General features: G+C 40.2%; 18 protein-coding genes. 7 read left to right on the top strand and 11 right to left on the bottom strand.

Annotation, left to right across the window (positions count from 1 at the left end):
* The first annotated feature begins 59 nt into the window (after window positions 1-59).
* Window positions 60-1,925: a signal peptide peptidase SppA gene (gene sppA / locus CWB80_RS11540; RefSeq protein WP_054553935.1), complete on the top strand. Its 1,866-nt coding sequence runs from the start codon at window positions 60-62 to the stop codon at window positions 1,923-1,925.
* Between the two features lie 59 nt (window positions 1,926-1,984).
* Window positions 1,985-2,995 (top strand): asparaginase, encoded by a 1,011-nt coding sequence (gene ansA / locus CWB80_RS11535; RefSeq protein WP_054561413.1) that lies wholly within the window; start codon window positions 1,985-1,987, stop codon window positions 2,993-2,995.
* 54 nt (window positions 2,996-3,049) lie between these two features.
* Here ansA and gnd read toward each other — a convergent pair whose 3' ends face one another.
* Window positions 3,050-4,423, bottom strand: a complete 1,374-nt coding sequence (gnd, locus tag CWB80_RS11530; protein ID WP_054553937.1) for an NADP-dependent phosphogluconate dehydrogenase — start codon at window positions 4,421-4,423, stop codon at window positions 3,050-3,052.
* 424 nt (window positions 4,424-4,847) lie between these two features.
* Here gnd and pyk point away from each other — a divergent pair, with 424 nt between their 5' ends.
* Window positions 4,848-6,281, top strand: a complete 1,434-nt coding sequence (gene pyk, locus CWB80_RS11525; RefSeq protein ID WP_138601084.1) for a pyruvate kinase — start codon at window positions 4,848-4,850, stop codon at window positions 6,279-6,281.
* Between the two features lie 78 nt (window positions 6,282-6,359).
* On the opposite strand, the gene CWB80_RS11520 is transcribed toward pyk, so the two are convergent.
* From CWB80_RS11520 to thrS, 10 genes are all read right to left on the bottom strand, one after another.
* On the bottom strand, window positions 6,360-7,184 hold the full coding sequence (locus CWB80_RS11520; protein ID WP_054554883.1) for a LytR/AlgR family response regulator transcription factor: 825 nt from the start codon (window positions 7,182-7,184) through the stop codon (window positions 6,360-6,362).
* On the bottom strand, window positions 7,181-8,254 hold the full coding sequence (locus tag CWB80_RS11515) for a sensor histidine kinase (protein ID WP_054554884.1): 1,074 nt from the start codon (window positions 8,252-8,254) through the stop codon (window positions 7,181-7,183). Before CWB80_RS11515 ends, CWB80_RS11520 begins: the two co-directional genes overlap by 4 nt.
* 155 nt (window positions 8,255-8,409) lie before the next feature.
* Entirely contained in the window at window positions 8,410-9,966 is a 1,557-nt protein-coding gene (locus tag CWB80_RS11510; RefSeq protein WP_054554885.1) for a SulP family inorganic anion transporter, read from the bottom strand.
* 143 nt (window positions 9,967-10,109) lie between these two features.
* The gene (locus CWB80_RS11505; RefSeq protein WP_036968198.1) at window positions 10,110-10,568 is read right to left on the bottom strand and encodes an Lrp/AsnC family transcriptional regulator; all 459 of its coding nucleotides are present in this window, start codon (window positions 10,566-10,568) and stop codon (window positions 10,110-10,112) included.
* 146 nt (window positions 10,569-10,714) lie between these two features.
* The gene (locus tag CWB80_RS11500; RefSeq protein ID WP_138601082.1) at window positions 10,715-11,356 is read right to left on the bottom strand and encodes an MBL fold metallo-hydrolase; all 642 of its coding nucleotides are present in this window, start codon (window positions 11,354-11,356) and stop codon (window positions 10,715-10,717) included.
* A gap of 1 nt (window position 11,357) precedes the next feature.
* Window positions 11,358-13,154, bottom strand: a complete 1,797-nt coding sequence (locus CWB80_RS11495; RefSeq protein WP_138601080.1) for a M14 family metallopeptidase — start codon at window positions 13,152-13,154, stop codon at window positions 11,358-11,360.
* A 199-nt stretch (window positions 13,155-13,353) separates the two neighbouring features.
* A complete protein-coding gene (rplT, locus tag CWB80_RS11490) occupies window positions 13,354-13,713 on the bottom strand; it encodes a 50S ribosomal protein L20 (protein WP_036968189.1) in 360 nt (119 codons plus the stop codon).
* Between the two features lie 15 nt (window positions 13,714-13,728).
* Window positions 13,729-13,929 (bottom strand): 50S ribosomal protein L35, encoded by a 201-nt coding sequence (rpmI, locus tag CWB80_RS11485; protein ID WP_054554888.1) that lies wholly within the window; start codon window positions 13,927-13,929, stop codon window positions 13,729-13,731.
* A 208-nt stretch (window positions 13,930-14,137) separates the two neighbouring features.
* The gene (gene infC / locus CWB80_RS11480; protein ID WP_082389338.1) at window positions 14,138-14,701 is read right to left on the bottom strand and encodes a translation initiation factor IF-3; all 564 of its coding nucleotides are present in this window, start codon (window positions 14,699-14,701) and stop codon (window positions 14,138-14,140) included.
* A 57-nt stretch (window positions 14,702-14,758) separates the two neighbouring features.
* Window positions 14,759-16,669, bottom strand: a complete 1,911-nt coding sequence (gene thrS / locus CWB80_RS11475) for a threonine--tRNA ligase (protein ID WP_138601078.1) — start codon at window positions 16,667-16,669, stop codon at window positions 14,759-14,761.
* Between the two features lie 249 nt (window positions 16,670-16,918).
* Here thrS and CWB80_RS11470 point away from each other — a divergent pair, with 249 nt between their 5' ends.
* From CWB80_RS11470 to CWB80_RS11455, 4 genes are all read left to right on the top strand, one after another.
* Window positions 16,919-17,932, top strand: coding sequence for an endonuclease/exonuclease/phosphatase family protein (locus CWB80_RS11470; protein ID WP_138601076.1), 1,014 nt, complete (start codon window positions 16,919-16,921; stop codon window positions 17,930-17,932).
* Window positions 17,933-17,996: 64 nt separating this feature from the next.
* A complete protein-coding gene (locus tag CWB80_RS11465) occupies window positions 17,997-18,449 on the top strand; it encodes a DUF3010 family protein (RefSeq protein ID WP_138601074.1) in 453 nt (150 codons plus the stop codon).
* A 235-nt stretch (window positions 18,450-18,684) separates the two neighbouring features.
* Window positions 18,685-20,400 carry an AMP-binding protein gene (locus CWB80_RS11460; RefSeq protein ID WP_138601072.1) on the top strand — a complete coding sequence of 572 codons (1,716 nt, stop codon included), beginning with the start codon at window positions 18,685-18,687 and terminating at the stop codon, window positions 20,398-20,400.
* Between the two features lie 238 nt (window positions 20,401-20,638).
* A partial coding sequence (locus CWB80_RS11455; protein WP_502705006.1) for a transposase occupies window positions 20,639-21,134 on the top strand: 496 nt, incomplete at its 3' end.

Raw genomic sequence — 21,134 nt, 5'->3', positions numbered from 1 at the left:
AAAGTTATTCTAAGCTAAGATGAGTTCACTACTAAGCTGTACTGAATTAAGGATTTATTTTGCTAGCAAAGATATTTAAAGGCATTTGGACCGGGATTAATTTTTCCCGCCGTTTGGTCCTAAACATATTATTTCTATTACTAGTAATACTCTTCTTTGTTGCCATCACAGGTGAAGAAGACCAAGTAAAAGTAGCAGACGGAACCGTGCTACGCCTAAACTTAAATGGCCCTATTGTTGAAGAAAAAACCTATGTTGATCCTGTAGAAGCAGCAATCAACGATGCAACTATGGGTAAAGAAGCACCATCAGAAATTCTTCTTGATGATGTCATTGAAGTGATCAACCAAGCGACTAAAGATGATCGTATCAGTGTGATGCTTCTTGACCTACAAAAAATGCCAAGTGCACACATCAATAAGCTAAAACAAATAACGAAAGCAATTGATGCATTTAAAGAGGCAGGCAAGCAAGTTATTGCAACGGGCTACTACTATACACAAGCACAATATTATATTGCTGCCCATGCCAATGAAGTGTCTATGCACCCATATGGTGGTGTGAGCATTGAAGGCTATGGTATGTTCCCACTTTACTTCAAAGACGCGCTTGAAAAGTTAAAAGTGACTCAACATATTTTCCGTGTGGGTACTTATAAATCAGCGGTTGAACCATTTATTCGTAATGACATGTCAGATGCGGCAAAAGAAGCGAACAGCGTTTGGTTAACTGCACTTTGGAACGAGTACAAAACTGACGTTGCTGCGAGCCGTCCATTCGATGAAAGTAATTTCGATGAAGATATGGATGTTTACCTTGCAAAAATGCAAGCAGTTGACGGTAACTCAGGTCAGTACGCGTTAAATAATCAATGGGTTGATTCTTTAAAAACATCACAACAAATTCGCCAGCAACTTATTGAGTTAGTTGGTGCAGAAGAAACAGGTAAAACCTTTAAGCAAGTAAGCTTCCGTGAGTATTTATCGCTGGTAAAACCGCCTGTTGAGTTCGATAACCCAATTACTGAAAAAGTAGCTGTCGTTGTAGCTAAAGGCACAATAGTTGATGGTGAACGTAAAGCAGGTGAAATTGGTGGTGACTCAACAGCAGCCCTACTTCGTAAAGCACGTCTTGATGACAAAGTGAAAGCCGTTGTACTTCGCATCGATTCAGGTGGCGGTAGTATGTTTGCTTCTGAAGTTATTCGTGCTGAAGTATTAGCACTTAAGGCAGCAGGAAAACCGGTTATCGCATCAATGAGCTCAGTGGCAGCATCAGGTGGTTACTGGATTGCATCTGCAGCCAATGAAATTTGGGCAGCCCCTAGCACAATTACAGGTTCAATTGGTGTATTTGGTACTTTCATGACGTTTGAGAATACCATGGCTGAATTAGGTATTTACTCAGATGGTGTTGCAACAACTGATCTTGCTGGCTTCTCTATTGCACGCCCACTTGACGAGAAAATGTCAGACATCATTCAAATGAGCGTTGAAAATGCATATAAACGCTTTTTAAATGTAGTGGCTGAAGCACGTAACATGACGCCTGAGCAAGTTGATAAAATTGCCCAAGGCCGTGTATGGATTGCAACTCAAGCAAAAGAACTGGGTTTAGTTGATAAACTTGGCGATAAGCAAGATGCAATTAAGGCGGCAGCTGAGCTTGCTAAGCTTAATCATTATGATGTTAAGACCATCAAACAGTCATTAACACCACAAGAGCAAATGCTGCAAGATATCTTTGGCACCGCGGCTGTTAAGAGCTTCTTTGCTAAGTCTGATTCATCACAATCAGTACTCGCAACACAAGCTAACTTACAAAGCCTTATTAATCAGTTAAGTAGTGAGATCGATAATCTAAAAGATTACAACGATCCACAAGGCGTTTACGCTCGTTGTTTAGTGTGTAATGTAATTCAATAAGTTACTTAGCTAAGCGATTTTAGGTATACTAAGCCCAGTTATTTAACTGGGCTTTTTTTATGAAACGTAAACGTATATATATCGCCTATACGGGTGGTACTATCGGTATGAAAAAATCGAGCCGTGGCTATGTTCCGGCAGAAGGTTTTTTAACCGAAACAGTGGTCAATAATGCAGAGTTTAATCGTGATGAAATGCCTTTGTTTGATATTCACGAATATTGCCCGCTCATTGATTCTTCAGATATGTCCCCTGCCCACTGGCAATTAATTGCTGACGATATTAAGAGTAAATACCAAGACTATGATGGCTTTGTGGTTCTGCATGGTACCGATACTATGGCCTATACAGCTTCTGCTTTGTCTTTCATGTTCGAAAACCTGACAAAACCTGTGATTGTGACAGGCTCACAAATTCCATTGTCGCAACTTCGTTCTGATGGCCAAGTAAACTTACTTAATGCCATGTATTTAGCCGCAAATTACCCAATTGCTGAAGTAAGCCTGTTTTTTAATAACCAGTTATTCCGTGGTAACCGTGCAACAAAAGCCCATGCTGATGGCTTTGATGCCTTTGCATCACCGAACCTTGAACCATTAGCACTGTCAGGAATTAATATTCAACTTATTAAAGGGCAACTTAGCCCATATGTTGATAACGAACTACAGGTATCGAATATCACGCCACAACCTATTGGTGTGCTTTATCTTTATCCTGGGATCAGCCCAAAAGTGGTGAAAAGTCTAGTTAATGACGACATCAAAGCTCTTGTGTTATTAAGTTTTGGCGTGGGTAATGCCCCGCAAGATCCGGCGTTCTTAGACATACTTAATGATGCAAGTAAACGCGGTATGGTGATTGTTAATCTAACACAGTGCTTAAAAGGCCAAGTTAATATGGGCGGTTATGCAACCGGTAATGCCTTATTGAATTGTGGTGTGATCAGTGGCTACGATATGACATTAGAAGCCTGTTTGACCAAGTTACACTACTTATTTAGTCAAAAGCTGGAAGTAGAAACAATTCGTCACTTGATGCAAGACAACCTGCGCGGTGAGCTAAGTCGTTAATGCAGCAAATACAAAAAAGGCACCAATTGGTGCCTTTTTTATGCTTTTTGATAATTAACGAACTTTTTCGTCAATCTCAACTAAGTCTGTTAAGTGGCAAATCTCACCACTGTGAGTTTTAATACCATGCTCACCGAAGTAGTCACGTTGTGCTTGAACAAGGTGACCATTACTTGGTGTTGTTAACGTCGCAATGTAAGTTTGCGTTGCTGTTAACACTGGGAATGCAAGACCAGATGCAACTGCTGCACCCGTTACCTTACGTAATGCTGCTGATTCACGCTGCATAGAATCAATAAATTCTACACCTTCAGCGACATTGTCTAAGTAATCTGCACGGATGATACAACCTGCGCGCCACGTTTGTAGCGTTTTAGAAAGATCTACTTTCCACTGATGCGCACGAGATGCACCTTTGATAAGGGCTAAACCTTGACGGTAAGCAAGTAAACTTGCCAATGTGAATGCATCTTTTAGCTCTGCTAAGTCTAAATCAACGGTATCAGTTGCTTTAGCAGCGTAAGTCATTTCTTTAGCAGCATGCGTATCACACGTATTTGTTAAGTGACGTGCTTGAACAGCCGCAACGAGTGATGGCACTGCAATACCAAGCTCTAGAGCATTTTGTGCAGTCCATAAACCCGTGCCTTTCGCGCCAACTTTATTGTCGATTAAATCAACTAGCGGCTCGCCTTCTGTCGTTTCAAGGCTTAAGATATGGCTTGAAATTGACAGTAAGTAGCTATTTAAAGTGCCTTCAGACCATTCATTGAAAATGTCAGCCACTTCTTTTGGTGAACGATTAGTACCTAAACGTAATAGTTGATACATTTCTGCAATTAATTGCATTAACGCATATTCAATACCGTTATGAACCATTTTCACAAAGTGACCACTTGCAGATTGGCCTACACGTGCAAAACACGACTCACCTTTGTAACTTGCCGCTACTTTTTCAAACCACGGCTCGACACGCTCCCAGCCGCCTTCTGAACCACTTGCCATCATTGCAGGGCCGTGACGTGCACCTTCTGCACCGCCAGAAATACCCATAGTGGCAAATTCAAATTTGTTTTGATATTTAAGTTTACGGCTAATGCCATCTTTGTAGTTACTGTTGCCGCAATCTACGATAATGTCATCACAGTCAACACCTGCTTCTGCAAGCTCTGTACATACTTTATCAACCAATTCACCAGCAGGAACTAAAAGAAGAATCGAACGAGGCGGCTCTAAGCGTCTAACCATATCATTTAAATCAGACACAATATGTAAACGGTCTGCCAAACCTAATGCTTTCGCACAGCTTAGTAACTCGGCACCCGCATCTGGGTTTTTATCGTAAGCTACTAATGTCAGCCCTTTTTCAATCAGGTTGAGGGCAAGATTTTTACCCATAACGCCTAACCCTACTAATGCAACTTGCATTTAGTGTCCTCCTCGGTAACAACTATTGGTTAGTTAATCAAAATAATTACGCGCGCATTATACCCAAGCAGCCCAAAAATGCGAGCTTGACAGCCAACTTGAGATAAATCATCGAAATCATGAAGCGACGTTGGCCCCCAGTATATCAAAATAACCAAGGCATCGGACCAGATTTTTATAATACCCTTTAAAAAGGTATGTGTATTGACGCTACCTGACACCGGTGTCATAATAACGTCATTCACACTTTGTATACTCTATAATTAATACAAAGAGCCAGATTCTCATAAGTAAAAACAATCATTTTTTACTTATGAGTTCTACATTGTGCTTATGTATAAGCCTATATTAAAGGTTTATAGCACGACATTTTAATAGATAACCATCAATTCGCTTAATATATTTGAGCGCACAGGAGAATTTGATGCTAAGACGCACAAAAATTGTTGCGACCCTTGGACCGGCAACCGATCGCGATAACAACCTAGAAAAAATTATTCGTGCAGGTGCAAATGTGGTTCGTTTGAACTTCTCACATGGCGTAGCACAAGATCACAAAGACCGCGCTGAAGCGGTACGCAGCATTGCTAAGCGTTTAGGCAAACACGTTGCTATCCTTGCAGACTTACAAGGTCCTAAAATTCGTGTATCAACCTTCAAAGACGGTAAAGTAAACCTAGAAGTTGGCGCAAAATTTACCCTTGATGCGAAAATGGAAAAAGGCCAAGGCGACGTTAATGCAGTAGGTATCGACTATAAAGAGCTACCTAACGACGTTAAAACAGGCGACTTACTGTTATTAAACGACGGTTTAATTCAATTGACAGTAGATAGCGTTGACGGTGACCTAGTCCACACAACTGTTACTGTTGGTGGCGTTCTTTCAAATAACAAAGGTATCAACCGTTTAGGCGGTGGTTTAACAGCCCCTGCTTTCACTGATAAAGATAAAGAAGATTTAATTACTGCCACTGAGATTGGTGTTGATTATATTGCTGTTTCGTTCCCACGCAGTGGTGATGACATGCGTTATGTTCGCTCTTTAGCAGAAGCTGCTGGCTCAAACGCACAACTATTAGCAAAAATCGAACGTGCAGAAGCCGTTGAAACTGTTGAAGCAATTGATGATATCGTACTTGCTTCTGACGCAGTGATGGTTGCGCGTGGTGACTTAGGTGTTGAAATTGGTGATGCGGCGCTTGTTGGTAAACAAAAGCTCATCATTAGCCGTGCTCGTTCACTTAACCGTACAGTTGTGACTGCAACACAAATGATGGAATCTATGATCGATAACCCTATGCCAACACGTGCAGAGGTTATGGACGTAGCAAACGCCGTATTAGATGGTACTGATGCAGTTATGTTATCTGCTGAAACAGCCGCTGGTGACTACCCTGAAGAAACCGTAGCGACTATGGCTCGCGTTTGTTTAGGTGCTGAATCACAAAAAGAAACGCACGTTTCTAAGCACCGTTTAGACAGCCGTTTTTCATCAAATGCTGAATCAATTGCATTATCTGCGATGTATGCAGCTAACCACTTAGATTCTGTTAAAGCTATTGTGACTCTGACTGAATCAGGTAGTACAGCTAAATTGATGTCGCGCATCAGCTCTGGTTTACCAATTTATTCATTATCACGTCATCCAAGCACACTGGGCCAAACAGCACTTTACCGTGGTGTTTATCCTGTATTCTTTGATTCAACGAAGTGTGAAGACGAAAGCATGGTACGTGATGCATTAAACACACTTGTTGAGCAAGGCTCACTAGTTGCAGGTGATACTGTGATTTTAACTCATGGTGATGCAATGGAAACGATTGGTGCGACAAACACGATGAAGATTGTAACTGTTTAAGCTGTTACAAATTTTCAATAAAAAAGGCGCAATTTATTGCGCCTTTTTTGTTTTAACTTGTTTAGCTTAGAACAACTATTAGCTCGCCAGAGCTGCTTTCACTTTATCGCGATAGCTTCGGCTTACTTTTAGTTCTTGGCCGTTATCTAGCACTAAAAGATACTCACCACTTACTTGAGTTACAAGTTTGCTAATTTGCTTAGTATTCACAATGGCACTGCGATGAACTCGCACAAATAGTTGTGGATCAAGCTCTTGTTCAAGCTCTTTCATTGTTTTACGAAGGATATGTGTTTGCCCATCTTGGCAATGAAGGCACATATAATCACCAGCCGCATCAACCCATTGAATTGTAATAACAGGCACACGAACAATTTCGCCCTGCTCTTTTACAGCTAATGATTCTGGATAACGACGGTCAGCAAGGCTATCGCCCGTTGCTAACTTCTTTAAAATTTCTTCGCAATTATTGCCTGTAATACCTGCAACAAAGCTCGCTAGTTTTTTCTTATGGGCGTTATCTTGTTGCGTTTTTAAATAGGTATGCACTTTTTCTACCGCCTGTTTTAGTCTGTTGTCATCGACTGGTTTAAGAATATAATCCAACGCATGAATCTCGAATGCTTTAACTGCAAACTGGTCAAAAGCCGTTACAAACACAATAGCGGGTAATGGATTAACGCTCTCGCTAAGTGCTCTTGCAACTTCAAAACCGTTCATATTTGGCATTTGAATATCTAAGAAAACCAATTGAATATTGCCCGATAAGCATTCATCAATTGCTTCTTGACCATTGCTACATAAACGAATGACTTCTAAATCGTCAAATTCAGAAAGTCGAACAGCTAAGCCCTTTCTTGCTAGCGGTTCATCGTCAACGATCAAAGTTCTAATTTTGCTCATTTCTTAACAGCCTTTTCAAACGGAACGCGCAGATTAACTTTTAATCCACTTGGCGTATTGTCAGAGAGAACAAACGAGTAGTTGTTCTCATAAAGTGTTTTTAAGCGGTCCTGTGTATTAGCTATGCCAACGCCTTGAGAATTAACCAGTTGGCCATTTTTAAGCTCAGTGCCAGGACCATTATCGCCTACTTCCAATAATAGTTCATTTGCAAAAACTTGTGCTTTAATATCAATCACACCACCTTCATTTAATTGCGCTATCGCATACTTTATCGAGTTTTCGATAATAGGTTGGAGGATCAAGCTTGGTACCAAGGCTTCTTTTGCCTGCTCGCTTACGTCTACATTGACTTGTAAACGTTCATCAAAGCGTACTTTTTCAATTTCTAAGTACAGCATGAGGGCATGAATTTCTTGCTCTAACGGCACCTTTTTTATTGGGTCGGTATTGAGTGTGTATCGTAAGAAGTCACTCAATTTTGAGACCATTAAATTTGCATCTTTGTTCTCTTTTACCAAAATTAAGGTTGAGATTGCATTTAGGGTATTAAATAAAAAGTGCGGATTAAGTTGATAGCGCAGCATTTTCAGCTGAGCTTCGTGCGCCATAGTGGTTGCTTTTAGAGCCTTTTGACGCTCACTTTGCAATAGCTGGTAATACTTAATACCAAAATACAAACCACTCCAACAAAGAATGATATAAACCGAATCTAAACCTTGTTGAAAGTAATAAAACCATTCATTTGGACGGTAACCGTGACGGTAGATTTCCCATAAATTGAATTTTTGTACAACGGCCCATAATGTGCCAGTTACATAGGAAGCACCAAAAACTACAAGCATTAATACCCAAGGTGAGGCATTCCACACTTTACGATACATATAACGTAAAGGTACTGTCATTAAACAGCCTGCATAAGCGTTTAATACAATAACAAATACGTAAATATCACGCATTTCAAAGACTTTTGAGCCGATATAATTAACTAACGCATACCCTATCCAGCCTGCAATTTGCAAAACCCAGAAAAAGCGTTGTCGATTATCAACTAATGATTGCCAATTCAAAATATCAGATTACCTTTCATAATTATTTTTATTATACCGATAGTCACGAGAACAAAGCACTGCCGCCTATCTTAATTTTTTATAGCCTTACCGCATTCTTCAGACATTAAAAAAGCGAAGGCCACAACAGCCTTCGCTTTTTATCTGCTTTATTTTTAAGCTAGTTTATCTGAAGCCACTTTATAATTTGGATCTTCAATCACATTCACTTCAACTAAATCACGCGCATTGTGTAATAGTTGAATACAATCAGGGCTTAAATGACGCAAATGCAGTTTCTTACCGACTTTTGCGTATTTTTCTGCAAGACTGTCAATCGCTTCAATCGCACTGTGATCAGCAACACGGCTATGTTTGAATTCAATGATCACGTCTTCTGGGTCATTTTTAACATCAAATAACTCGGCAAAGTTCTTAACCGAACCAAAGAATAAAGGACCATGAAGCTCGTACACTTTAGAGCCTTGCTCATCGATGTAATTGCTTGTGTAAATGTGTTTCGCATGCTGCCAAGCAAAAACTAAAGCAGAAACAATCACACCCACACATACCGCGATCGCAAGATCTGTTACTACGGTTACGCCAGAAACAAGCACGATAACAAAAGCATCAGACTTAGGTACACGTTTCATCATTTTGAAGCTTGCCCACTCGAAGGTACCAAGAACAACCATGAACATAACACCAACTAAGGCAGCTAGTGGGATCATTTCAATGAGACTGGCTGCAAAAATGATGAATGCTAGCAGTATAATTGCGGCACTAATACCAGATAAACGTGAACGACCGCCCGAGTTAATATTGATCATAGATTGACCAATCATCGCACAACCACCCATTGCACCGAAGAAACCACAGGTAATGTTTGCAGCGCCTTGACCAATACACTCTTTGTTACTGTGACCACGGGTTTCAGTAATTTCGTCAATTAAGGTCAGTGTTAATAACGATTCAATTAAACCAATCGCCGCTAAAACTAAAGCGTAAGGGAAGATAATTTTTAATGTTTCAAGATTAAATGGCACCATAGGAATATGAAACTCCGGCAAGCCACCGGCGATCGTTGCCTGCTCATTACCTGTCATTCCTTTTAAGAAATCTAGTACAGTGCGCGCTTCTAAATCAAAGCCAATCACAATCGCTGTTACCGTTACAATGGCAGCTAACGATGAAGGTACAGCAGTAGTTAGCTTAGGTAAGAAATGAATAATAGCCATAGTTAACGCTACTAAGCCAAGCATAATATAAAGTGCTTGCCCTTCCATCCACTGTTGGCCACCCATACCGTCTGGTACTTTAAATTGACCCAGTTGCGCCAAGAAAATAACAATCGCAAGACCATTTACAAAACCAAGCATTACAGGGTGCGGAACCATGCGAATAAACTTGCCAAGCTTGAAGATACCTGCGAGTACTTGCAGAATCCCCATCAATAAGACGGTTGCAAATAAATACTCTACACCATGATCTAAAACTAAACTTACCATTACAACGGCTAGTGCACCGGTAGCACCAGAAATCATACCTGGACGACCACCAAAAATAGCCGTAATTAAGCCAACAATAAATGCGGCATATAAACCAACCAAAGGCTCAACATTAGCAACAAAAGCAAACGCAACCGCTTCTGGTACCAATGCCAACGCAACAGTCAGGCCTGATAGAATATCGTTTTTAGCAGAGCTTGGCGCTTTGCTGAGTAAGTTAAACATTAAGATCCTCTTTATAGTGAATGCATTTCGGCAAGGCGCAGAATTCTAGCAAAATCCGCAAAAGTTAACAATTATTAACAACAAAACGGCTAGTACCTAAAAGCACTAACCGTTTTCGAAAAATAAAACGTAGTAGAAAAAGATTAAAGAGGTAAAGACGTACTACGCTTAACGCATGTCATGGTCACGTTTGAGTGAACTTCTTGAACAAACTCAAGGTTTAATAGATTATCACGAACAAACTGCTCATAACCTTCAATACCTTTTGAAATAATACGAAGCATGAAGTCCATCGTACCAGCCATACTGTAACACTCGGTTACTTCATCATAGCTCATAATTAAACGTTCAAACTCAGCTAGGTTCGTTCTACCGTGGTTAGATAGACGAACATGGGCATAAACCAACATATCAAAGCCAAGCTTTTTCTCGTCAAGCAAAGCAACTTTACCTTTGATATAACCATCTTGCTCAAGCTTAGCAATACGACGCCAACATGGAGATTGAGATAAACCAACTTTATCGGCAATTTCTGCCGTAGATAAGCTAGCATCCTGCTGTAATAATGCCAAAATTTGGCGATCTACTTGGTTCAGAGACATTTTATTTCTTTTTCTGTAAAAATACTGGTTAAATTATATAACTGATTTAAATATCAGTCTGCCTATTTTCTACTGTTTGTGCAAAAAAATTGCAACTTTATACCAATCCACTTAATTAAAAAATTAGCCATTATTGCGAGTAAATATCAACCAAAACGCCCACTAATAAATGGATTTGTTTTTCGCTCATGCCCTACGGTGGTATTCGGACCGTGGCCTGGCAAAATAGCAACTTCATCAGAGAATGACAAAATCTCAGACTTAATTGATTCGATTAATTGCGCACTATCCCCTTTCGGGAAGTCAGTACGACCGACAGAGCCTTGGAAAATCACGTCACCCACTATTAGCTGTTCTGAACCTTGGTAGTAAAAAACAACATGACCAGGCGTATGCCCTGGGCAATGGCGTACAGATAACTCAAGTTCGCCCACTGTGATTATATCGCCATGATTTAGCCACTTGGTTGGATAAAATGGTGTAACTGGTGCAAAACCAAACATTTGCGCTTGCATTGGCAAGGCATCAAACCAAAATTTATCATCTAAATGTGGGCCAATGATATCAACGCTAAAATGCTCTGCGAGTTGCTTTGCAGCGCCCACATGGTCTAAGTGACCATGTGTTAAATAAATTGCCTCTAATTGGCAATTTAAAGCAGCAAGTTCTGCTTGAAGTTTGTCTGCATCGCCACCTGGGTCAACCAAGGCCGCTTTATTCGTTTGCTCACAAATGATAATGCGGCAATTTTGCGCAAAGCCAGTAACAGGAACAGCTTTCACTTTCATGTTATTGTCCTTTTTGTAACTGCTCAAACGCCATTAAAATTGGGTATTTTAAATAGCCTTGATCATAAAACGGTGTACGCTCATAAAGCCAATGCAAGCGCGCATCAGCATCTTTAGCAAAGTTTTTATCTTCACGAATTTTTTTATCGAACTCTAAAGCCAATGCAGGTTTTTCTTTTAGCATTTGACGTGCGTACGGCATTAAAGCGTAATTCTCAACGTATTCAGTGCGCTGAAAAATAGTATTAAACTCGCCCCAAGCAAAGAATGAATCTGGCGCTTCTGGGTGTAGTAAGTGTGTAGCCAGTTCTGAGTATGGCTGCTCAGTTGAGACTTTGTACCAGCCGGTCATATCGACATTTTTTACGGTGTTGTAATCAAATGTCGCCTCTACACGAAAACGTCCTTCAAAAGGTGCTTTTGCAAATGAATAATCAGCAACGCTTGCTTGCGTTAATGGCTCAGAAACAGAACCATTCACTGTCGTTACCTCTACGCCGTGTAATTTAAGCTTACTTACCAATTGGCTGTACGCCGGCGGAATATAAAACGCAGCAGGTACGTTAACGGTCTTTTTAACTTCTTTTTGCCAAAAAACCGGTAATGCGTCATAGTTTTTAGCTTGACCTAAATATTTAACTTCAGGTTGCCCAGACAATGCGCTTTCAGTTCTTGAATAGGCGATCCCTTTAAATTCGATGGTATCTGGCTCTTTTGCATAACCACGTTCAACGACTAATTGCGTAGGTTTGAAATCGAGCTCTTTTTGAACCGCTTCATTAAGGGCTTTATCGTTTGCAGCTAAAGCATCAATGGCACCATCAATAAATACATAAGTACCTAATACGCGCTGCTTATAAGGTTTTAAAGAGTGGTTCTCAACTAAGATGGTCGGTAATGAACGTAAATCACCCCAGCCATTTGAAAAACGTGGTGTTGCCACCCAACCCGCTAACCCTTTTTTAAATTCCCGCTTGTCCATTACAAACACCAGTGGACCAGGAATATGCCCTGCTTTTTCGAGTTTGGCATCAATAACAGGTTTAAATAGATTATCCAGCGCTTGTGACACACTCGGTGATTCACTCGAAAAAACCGGATTATAGCCGTAGGTCACGTCATACTGATAATCAGCGCCATCGGTTACATGGACATCCACGTATAAATCTGGCTTAAATTGATTAATAACCTGCATCACACCTCGTACTTCGGGTGTATCAAGCTTAGTGTAATCACGATTTAAATTTAAATTTAGACCATTCGTTCTAAAGCCCATTTCTACTGGGCCACGCTGATTAATACGGTTGTATTGGCTACTGCGCTCGTGACCATCAACGTTTAAAATAGGAATAAACAGAATATTTACTTTGCTCAAAATATCGCGGCGTTTACCTGTTGCAATATCGCGTAGCAACATAAACATGGCGTCTTTGCCATCAATTTCACCGCTGTGAATGCCAGCCTGAATAAAGATAGTTGGCTTTGTATCAGCAACAAGTTGTTTGGCATCAAACAAACCTTGCTCATTCGCCACTAACATCTTAACCGCACGACCCGCACTGCTCGTTGCAATTGTCGTTACTTTGAATTGTGTTGGGTTTGCTGCAACTAGGCGATCTACGAACGCCATCGTGTCGGCATAATTTGGCGATAAAGTGCCTTCGCTTAATTCAAAATCTGTGGTTAAAGGTCCTTTTTCTTGCATTAAAGACACACTATCGCCTTGCCATGGCAATAATGGGGGTAAGTGGCTGTCTAAAGTTACTGCAGCAGATAAAAACACTAAACTCGCAAACATATCACTCTCAAGTGCGGTACTTATTCTATATTGGGGAAATTATAACAACTAATCTGAATGGATTGCGTAAACTGCGGTGATTCAACAAAAAAATGGAGCAAACGACATACGCTATGCAAAATCGTTGTTAGTTATGAATATTAATTAAGATCAAAAAAAGGAGCACTAGGCTCCTTTTTAAACTTTATGAAAAGCGAAATTAAGCCGCTAGGCCTTCTTTTGCTTTTGCAACAAGCGCTGCGAATGCAACTTGGTCATAAACAGCGATATCTGCAAGGATCTTACGATCGATTTCTACAGAAGTCTTTTTAAGACCATTGATAAAACGGCTGTATGAAAGACCGTTTTGACGAGCTGCTGCATTGATACGTGCAATCCAAAGTTGACGGAAAGTACGTTTCTTAGCACGACGGTCACGGTAAGCGTATTGACCCGCTTTAGTAACTGCCTGGAAAGCTACGCGGTAAACACGTGAACGTGCTCCGTAGTAACCTTTAGCTTGCTTTAAAACTTTTTTGTGACGTGCACGTGCGATAACACCGCGTTTAACTCTTGCCATTTCTGAAGACTCCTATTAAGCGAATGGTAACATACGTGAAACTAGACCATGGTCATTCTTATGAACCATCATCTTAGGACGTAAGTGTAATTTACGCTTAGAAGTTTTCTTAGTCAGAATGTGACGAAGATGCGCTTGTTTACGCTTGAAACCGCCAGAAGCAGTTTTCTTGAAACGCTTAGCCGCGCCTCTGTGAGTTTTTAGCTTGTAAGCCATTGCAATAACTCCAAATGTATTGCTTAAAAATTAGCAAGCAGGCGAGAGATATAAAAATAGCTCTACTTTTAAGGCCTAACTTACTGCCATAATCCGGTGAAGGCTCACTACAAAAGCAGTGCAACCTTACTTATAACCGGTTATTTCAGGTGAACAGTAAACTGTTACTTGCAGACCTGAAATAAAATCGGTGCGTAATATACCCTGTTTATTGCTTTTTAGCAATAGGTGCCATCATCATAACCATCTGGCGACCTTCAACACGATTTGGGAATGATTCAACTTGTGAAACATCTTCTAAATCGGCTTTAACACGGTTTAATAATTCGATACCAATTTCTTGGTGAGCCATTTCACGACCACGGAAACGGATAGTGATTTTAGCTTTATCACCCGCTTCTAAGAACTTGCGTAAGTTGCGTAGCTTAACCTGGTAGTCACCTTCATCCGTACCTGGACGGAATTTGATTTCTTTAACCTGGATTTGCTTTTGCTTTTTCTTTTGTTCTTTTAGTTCTTTGCTTTTTTCAAAGATGAACTTACCGTAGTCCATAACCTTACAAACAGGTGGCTCAGCATTAGGACTGATTTCTACAAGATCTACACCCGCATCATCAGCGATAGCTTGCGCCTCTTTTAATGACACGATGCCAGCTTGCTCGCCGTCGATGCCAATTAAACGAACTTCTTTAGCTGTAATATCTTCGTTGATACGATTTTTTTGAGCTGTTTGTTGCCCTTTCTTGCCGCCTCTAATGGTACGATCCTCCAAGAATATAAAATAAAAAGCGTGTAGTTGGCTGTTTGTTTTGCCCTACACGCTCATGATTTATTGTCGATTTTTAATTTCTTCGCTTACTTTTGCAATGAAATCATCAACACTAAATTTGCCTAGGTCTTCACCTGTGCGAGTGCGTACTGCCACTTCTTGTTGTTCAACTTCTTTATCGCCAACAACAAGTAAATATGGAATACGTTTTAACGTATGTTCACGGATTTTAAAGCCAATCTTCTCATTTCTCAAGTCAGCAGCGGCTCTAATTCCAAGTTTATTTAATTTTTGTACAATTTCTTGCACATAATCTGCTTGTTTGTCCGTGATGTTCATGATCACAACTTGCTTAGGAGCAAGCCACGTTGGGAACAAGCCAGCGTATTCTTCAGTTAAAATACCGATGAAACGCTCAATTGAACCTAAAATCGCGCGGTGGATCATAACTGGTGTACGACGTTCGTTATTTTCAGCAACATAAGTTGCACCTAAACGACCTGGTAATGCGAAGTCTAGCTGTACAGTACCACATTGCCATGCACGGTCTAAACAGTCATAAAGTGTAAACTCAATCTTTGGACCGTAGAATGCACCTTCACCTGGTAGGTAATCAAACTCAATGTCGTTTGCTTTTAATGCATCAGCTAGCGCAAGCTCAGCTTTATCCCACATTTCATCTTCACCGATGCGTTTTTCTGGACGAGTAGATAGTTTTACAACGATCTTCTCAAAACCAAACGTTTCGTATGTGTCGTAAACCATTTTGATACATGCAGAAACTTCATCCATGATTTGCTCTTCAGTACAGAAGATATGCGCATCATCTTGAGTAAAGCCACGTACACGCATTAAGCCGTGTAATGCACCTGATGGTTCGTTACGGTGACAACAACCAAACTCAGCCATACGTAATGGAAGATCACGGTATGATTTTAAACCTTGGTTAAAGATTTGTACGTGACCCGGACAGTTCATTGGTTTGATTGCGTATTCACGCTTTTCAGATTCAGTTGTGAACATCGCATCTGCGTATTTGTCCCAGTGACCTGATTTTTCCCATAAACCACGGTCCATCATTAATGGGCCTTTAACTTCTTCGTAATCGTACTCACGTAATTTTTCACGAACGAAGTCTTCTAGTTCACGGTAAATGCTCCAGCCATCATTGTGCCAAAACACCATGCCTGGTGCTTCTTCTTGCCAGTGCCATAAATCAAGCGCTTTACCAATACGACGGTGATCACGTTTTTCAGCTTCTTCTAAGCGTTTTAAATACGCTTTAAGTTGCTTTTTATCTGCCCATGCAGTGCCGTAGATACGTTGCAGCATCTTGTTTTCAGAATCACCGCGCCAATAAGCACCTGCCACTTTCATGATTTTGAAATGTTGACAGAACTTCATGTTTGGAACGTGTGGACCACGACACATGTCGATGTATTCTTCGTGATGGTATAAGCCTGGACGATCATCTCTCGCGATGTTCTCGTCTAGAATTTCCATTTTATATGTTTCACCACGCGCTTCAAAAGTATCGCGTGCTTCTTGCCAGCTTACGGTCTTTTTAACAACGTCGTAGTTTGTTTTAGCAAGCTCAAGCATACGCTTTTCGATAGCATCTAAATCATCTTGGCTTAAAGAGTGTTCCATATCGATATCGTAATAGAATCCGTTATCGATGGTCGGACCGATTGCCATTTTTGCTTCAGGGAAAAGCTGCTTAACTGCATGACCAATAAGGTGCGCACATGAGTGACGGATAATCTCTAAACCATCATCATCTTTTGCTGTGATAATTTCTAAACGCGCATCTTCAGTGATTAAGTCACATGCATCAACACGAGTACCATTAACACGGCCTGCAATCGTTGCCTTGGCAAGACCTGGACCGATATCGCTCGCTACGTCAAATGTGCTTACTGGGTTTTCAAAACTACGCTGACTGCCGTCAGGGAGGGTAATAACTGGCATTATAAATCCTTAATACAGTGGTGATGCCTACAATGCATCACATGTAATATTTTTAAAAAAATTTTATGTAACTCTGCAACGCTTTTACGAATAAGCATTGCTATTTAAGCTTGTATTTACTGAGTCTTCGCAAATACAAGCGACTATTGTCGCTGCTCACGTGCTCAAATACAAGTAGTTAGAAGACTAAATTGACAATTAGTTAACTCATTTCATACTTAATGAGTCAGTACTTTTAGGGTGATGAAAATGCCAAACACGCGTTCTTTCAAGTTTGCTACATTTAACTTATTAAATTATACCGCGCCACCCTACTCGTTTTATCAATTACATGAGCGCTATAACAATACACAATGGCTGCAAAAACAATTGTTTGTTGCTAATTTCTTAAGTGAGTCAACCCCTGATGTGGTGGCATTTCAAGAAGTGTTTAGTCAACACGCATTAGAAGTGCAGTGTAAAGAAGCGGGTTATGATTATTTTAAAACGGTCGATAGCCCGTCCCATGATGCGCTCTATCCGCAAGTGTTATTCAACCCTGTAGTTGCAATTGCGAGTAAATACCCGTTTAAATCAGCCGATGCACTGACGCCATGCCCTGAATTACTTGAGTACTTAAACAATCAAAATGAGTTCAAATTTAATCGCACACCGATTAAATGTATCATTGATTTACCTGATTTTGGTGAAGTCTGTTTTTATGTTGTTCATTTTAAGTCACAGCGTGTGCAATCAATGGCGCACATTCTTAATATTCATAACCTTGAAGATCCGCTCCTGCAGTTACTACATCAAACGGTGGGTACCATGCAGTCGCAAATCTCCCGCTCATTAGAAGCGTCTATTGTCTATTATGATGCACTGAAAACGCAGCGAGAAATGCAATGTGCAACGCTTGTTATGGGAGACTTTAATGATGTACTTACCAGCCCAACTTTATCATTTATGACTCAAGGCTTTCATCCAACTCGCTGTGAACCTTGTATAGAACAGAACGAACTCGTTGTTGGTCTGACCGACAGCTATGAGTTTAGCCGCTCATATTATGATAATAAAAACAAACCCTTTAGCCATTATTACCAAGGAAAAGGGAATGTATTAGATTATATTCTTGCTTCAGCGCATTTTAATCCCGATTGCCAAGCTTCGAAAGTTAAAGTGCTCGACTACGAAAGTTATGATAAGCATATTTCGCCAAGTAAATTAACCGAAGATATTAGTGTAAGTGACCACGGTGTTATCTCTATTAAAATTCATTTTTAAAGCACCTGTTTTTCATAACGTTAATTGCTATAATTGCGCAAATTAAGTTATTTAGAGAAAGACCATGAGAACATGTGGTGTAGAAATTACAGGTAGTGATGTACTGCTGTGCATTTTAACCAAAGACAATGACGTATTTGATATACGTGATGTCAGACAAACACGTTTTACCTTAGGCAATGGTAATGACACAGAAGTAATGCGTAAATTCCAATTTGATTTCAAAAAATTAATGGAGGATTACCAAATTGACTCTGTAGCAATTAAAGAGCGCCAAGCTAAAGGTAAGTTTGCTGGCAGCGCAAAAGGTTTCAAAATGGAAACGGCTATTCAGTTAATTGAACGCTTAGATGTGCAAATTTTATCTGCAACTGAAATCAAAGAGCAGCTTAAGCGCAACCCAGTGCCTATTGATTTTGAAGACACAGGACTGAAAAAATTCCAAGAAAATGCATTCATTAGTGCTTACGTGTACATCATGCGTAAAACTTATAAGCAAGATGAGTCAAAAGCTTAATTGCTGCTTATTCTTAAAAAAACGTGCTACGGCACGTTTTTTTATACCTCAAAACCCATTCTTTATTTTGCTTTATTAAAATTACACTCTGTACATTAGTCTTATAAAGCTTTTCTTTGTCGACAATCTATGTTTAGTTAATCAGGTACGCATGTTTTGAAATCAACTTAAATGGTTGTTTCAATTCTTTTGCATCAAGTCCATGACAACAAATTAACCGGACACGGAGAATACAATGCAGACAAAGAACACACACATTAATGCGCTTCCACTTTCTCAAAGCTATTATCAAGGCCGTACAGACATTCCATTGATAGAACAAACAATTGGACAGTACCTTGACAACATTGTCGACAATCACCCCAATCACCCCGCAATTGTGGTTCATCATCAACAGATCCGTTTAACCTATAGACAATACCAGCAGCAGATTAACCAGTTAGCAATGGGATTATTATCACTTGGCGTAAAACCTGGCGACCGGGTTGGTATTTGGTCTCCTAACAATATTGAATGGTGCTTAACCCAATTTGCTACAGCCAAGATTGGTGCAATTATGGTGTGCATCAACCCTGCATACCGACCAAGCGAATTAAAATACGCACTCAATAGTGTTGAGTGTTCAACACTTATCACAGCAAGTGAATTTAAAGCCAGTAATTATATAAGCATGCTCAATGAGCTCGCACCGGAACTTAAAGATTCACAAGCAGGTGAATTAAATTTAAACGCCCTGCCACACCTAAAAAATATAATTCGTATTGGTGATGAGCCTGCTACTGGCATGTTTAGCTTTAGCGATATCATGCAGCGCGCAACAGATGCCCATAAGCTAGAGCTTGATGCAATAGCTGCTACTTTACATTGTGACCAAGATATCAATATTCAATTTACCTCTGGTACTACGGGTAACCCAAAAGGAGCGACCTTATCCCATAAAAATATCCTCAATAACGGATTTTTGATGGCGCAAGCGATGAAGCTGACACATGAAGATAAACTCTGTATTCCTGTACCGCTATATCACTGCTTTGGTATGGTGCTTGGCAATTTAGTATGTATAAGTAAAGGCGCCACCGCAGTTTTTCCGGGTGATTCATTCGACCCTAAAACAACCCTAGAAGTTGTTGAAAAGGAACGCTGTACAGGCCTACATGGTGTTCCAACTATGTTTATCGCCGAGTTAGAGCTTAAAGATTTTGCAAACTATGACTTATCTAGCCTACGAACAGGCGTAATGGCCGGCTCAACCTGCCCTGAGCAAGTTATGCGAAAAGTACACTCATTAATGCATATGAAAGAAGTTGTAATTGGTTATGGCCAAACAGAATGTAGCCCTATCAATAACGTGACCGAAACCGACTCGCCTCTCGAAAAACAAGTTACCACAGTGGGCCGTGCATTAGCCCATACTGAAGTGAAAATTATCGACGAGCTGGGTGATATTCAAAAAGTTGGCATACCGGGTGAAGTATGTAGTCGTGGTGCTGGAATTATGCGCTGCTATTGGAATGATGAAGAGAAAACGAAAGCAACAATTGATCAAGACGGCTGGTTACATTCTGGTGACTTAGGTGTGATGGACGAAGATGGCTTTGTTGCTATCGTTGGTCGGATAAAAGACATGATCATTCGCGGTGGAGAAAACATTTATCCAAGAGAAATAGAAGAAGTACTTTACACCTATCCAGGTATTCAAAATGCAGCCATATTTGGTATCAGCGATGAAAAATACGGCGAAGAAGTGTGCGCCTGGATCCAACCAAAAGATGATGCGGTACTTGATGAAAATGCCATTCGTGATTTTTTAAAAGATAAACTTGCCTATTTCAAAGTACCAAAGCACATCCGCTTTGTTGAAGAATACCCAATGACGGTAACAGGCAAACTTCAAAAATTTAAAATGCGCGAACAAATGCAAGAACTCCTAAGCGAAAAAGCATTTTCGTAATCATTTGCTTGCAAAAATACAACCTAATTTCAACCAAGCTCAGCACCGCTGAGCTTGCTTTAAATTATTAAGACACCCACTTTAATAGATAGATATATATAGACACCCATTTTAAATTTGAAGAGTTAGCCGAGCTTCATATATAAAGACTAAATTTATGTAGACATCCAACTCAATATTTCTCAATTTTTAGAATTACAGCTAAGCTTATAGTGTTCAACTCATGGAGGAGAAGAGCATGGCAACCCCTCGTAGAAACTTAATTAGCGTTTCAAACACGCCTTACTATCACTGTATTTCACGCTGCGTTCGTCGCGCTTATTTGTGCGGGCAAGACCCACTAACAAGTCGTTCGTATGAACACCGGCGCGATTGGGTTGAAAAGAAACTACTTCAACTTGGTCGTATATTTTGTATTGATATTTGCGCCTACGCGGTTATGAGTAACCATACTCATCTAGTACTTCATATTGATATAGCAAAAGCAAAGCGTTTGAATAATAAAGCGATTCTGATTAGATGGCACAAGTTATTTAAAAGTACATTCCTTTGCCAACGATTCTTAAATGGCGAATTGCTAACAAAAGCAGAGCTTTCTGCGGTTAATACCAGAGTAAATTTATATCGTGAGCGGCTCAGCAGTATTAGTTGGTTTATGCGCGTTCTTAATGAGAGTATTGCACGACAAGCAAATCAAGAAGATGAGTGCAAAGGACGCTTTTGGGATGGTCTCT

Source organism: Pseudoalteromonas sp. S1650 (assembly GCF_005887195.1).
GTDB classification, from domain to species: domain Bacteria; phylum Pseudomonadota; class Gammaproteobacteria; order Enterobacterales; family Alteromonadaceae; genus Pseudoalteromonas; species Pseudoalteromonas simplex.
The sequence above is the reverse complement of the archived record's forward strand: the minus strand, read 5'-3'. Positions and strand labels throughout refer to the sequence as shown.

Coding starts and splice junctions, on each gene's coding strand:
- CWB80_RS11460 (WP_138601072.1), top strand. CDS start 18,685: ATGCAGACAAAGAACACACACATTAATGCGCTTCCACTTTCTCAAAGC.
- CWB80_RS11510 (WP_054554885.1), bottom strand. CDS start 9,966: ATGTTTAACTTACTCAGCAAAGCGCCAAGCTCTGCTAAAAACGATATT.
- thrS (WP_138601078.1), bottom strand. CDS start 16,669: ATGCCAGTTATTACCCTCCCTGACGGCAGTCAGCGTAGTTTTGAAAAC.
- CWB80_RS11470 (WP_138601076.1), top strand. CDS start 16,919: ATGCCAAACACGCGTTCTTTCAAGTTTGCTACATTTAACTTATTAAAT.
- CWB80_RS11495 (WP_138601080.1), bottom strand. CDS start 13,154: ATGTTTGCGAGTTTAGTGTTTTTATCTGCTGCAGTAACTTTAGACAGC.
- pyk (WP_138601084.1), top strand. CDS start 4,848: ATGCTAAGACGCACAAAAATTGTTGCGACCCTTGGACCGGCAACCGAT.
- CWB80_RS11505 (WP_036968198.1), bottom strand. CDS start 10,568: ATGTCTCTGAACCAAGTAGATCGCCAAATTTTGGCATTATTACAGCAG.
- CWB80_RS11500 (WP_138601082.1), bottom strand. CDS start 11,356: ATGAAAGTGAAAGCTGTTCCTGTTACTGGCTTTGCGCAAAATTGCCGC.
- rplT (WP_036968189.1), bottom strand. CDS start 13,713: ATGGCAAGAGTTAAACGCGGTGTTATCGCACGTGCACGTCACAAAAAA.
- gnd (WP_054553937.1), bottom strand. CDS start 4,423: ATGCAAGTTGCATTAGTAGGGTTAGGCGTTATGGGTAAAAATCTTGCC.
- CWB80_RS11520 (WP_054554883.1), bottom strand. CDS start 7,184: ATGAGCAAAATTAGAACTTTGATCGTTGACGATGAACCGCTAGCAAGA.
- rpmI (WP_054554888.1), bottom strand. CDS start 13,929: ATGGCTTACAAGCTAAAAACTCACAGAGGCGCGGCTAAGCGTTTCAAG.
- ansA (WP_054561413.1), top strand. CDS start 1,985: ATGAAACGTAAACGTATATATATCGCCTATACGGGTGGTACTATCGGT.
- CWB80_RS11465 (WP_138601074.1), top strand. CDS start 17,997: ATGAGAACATGTGGTGTAGAAATTACAGGTAGTGATGTACTGCTGTGC.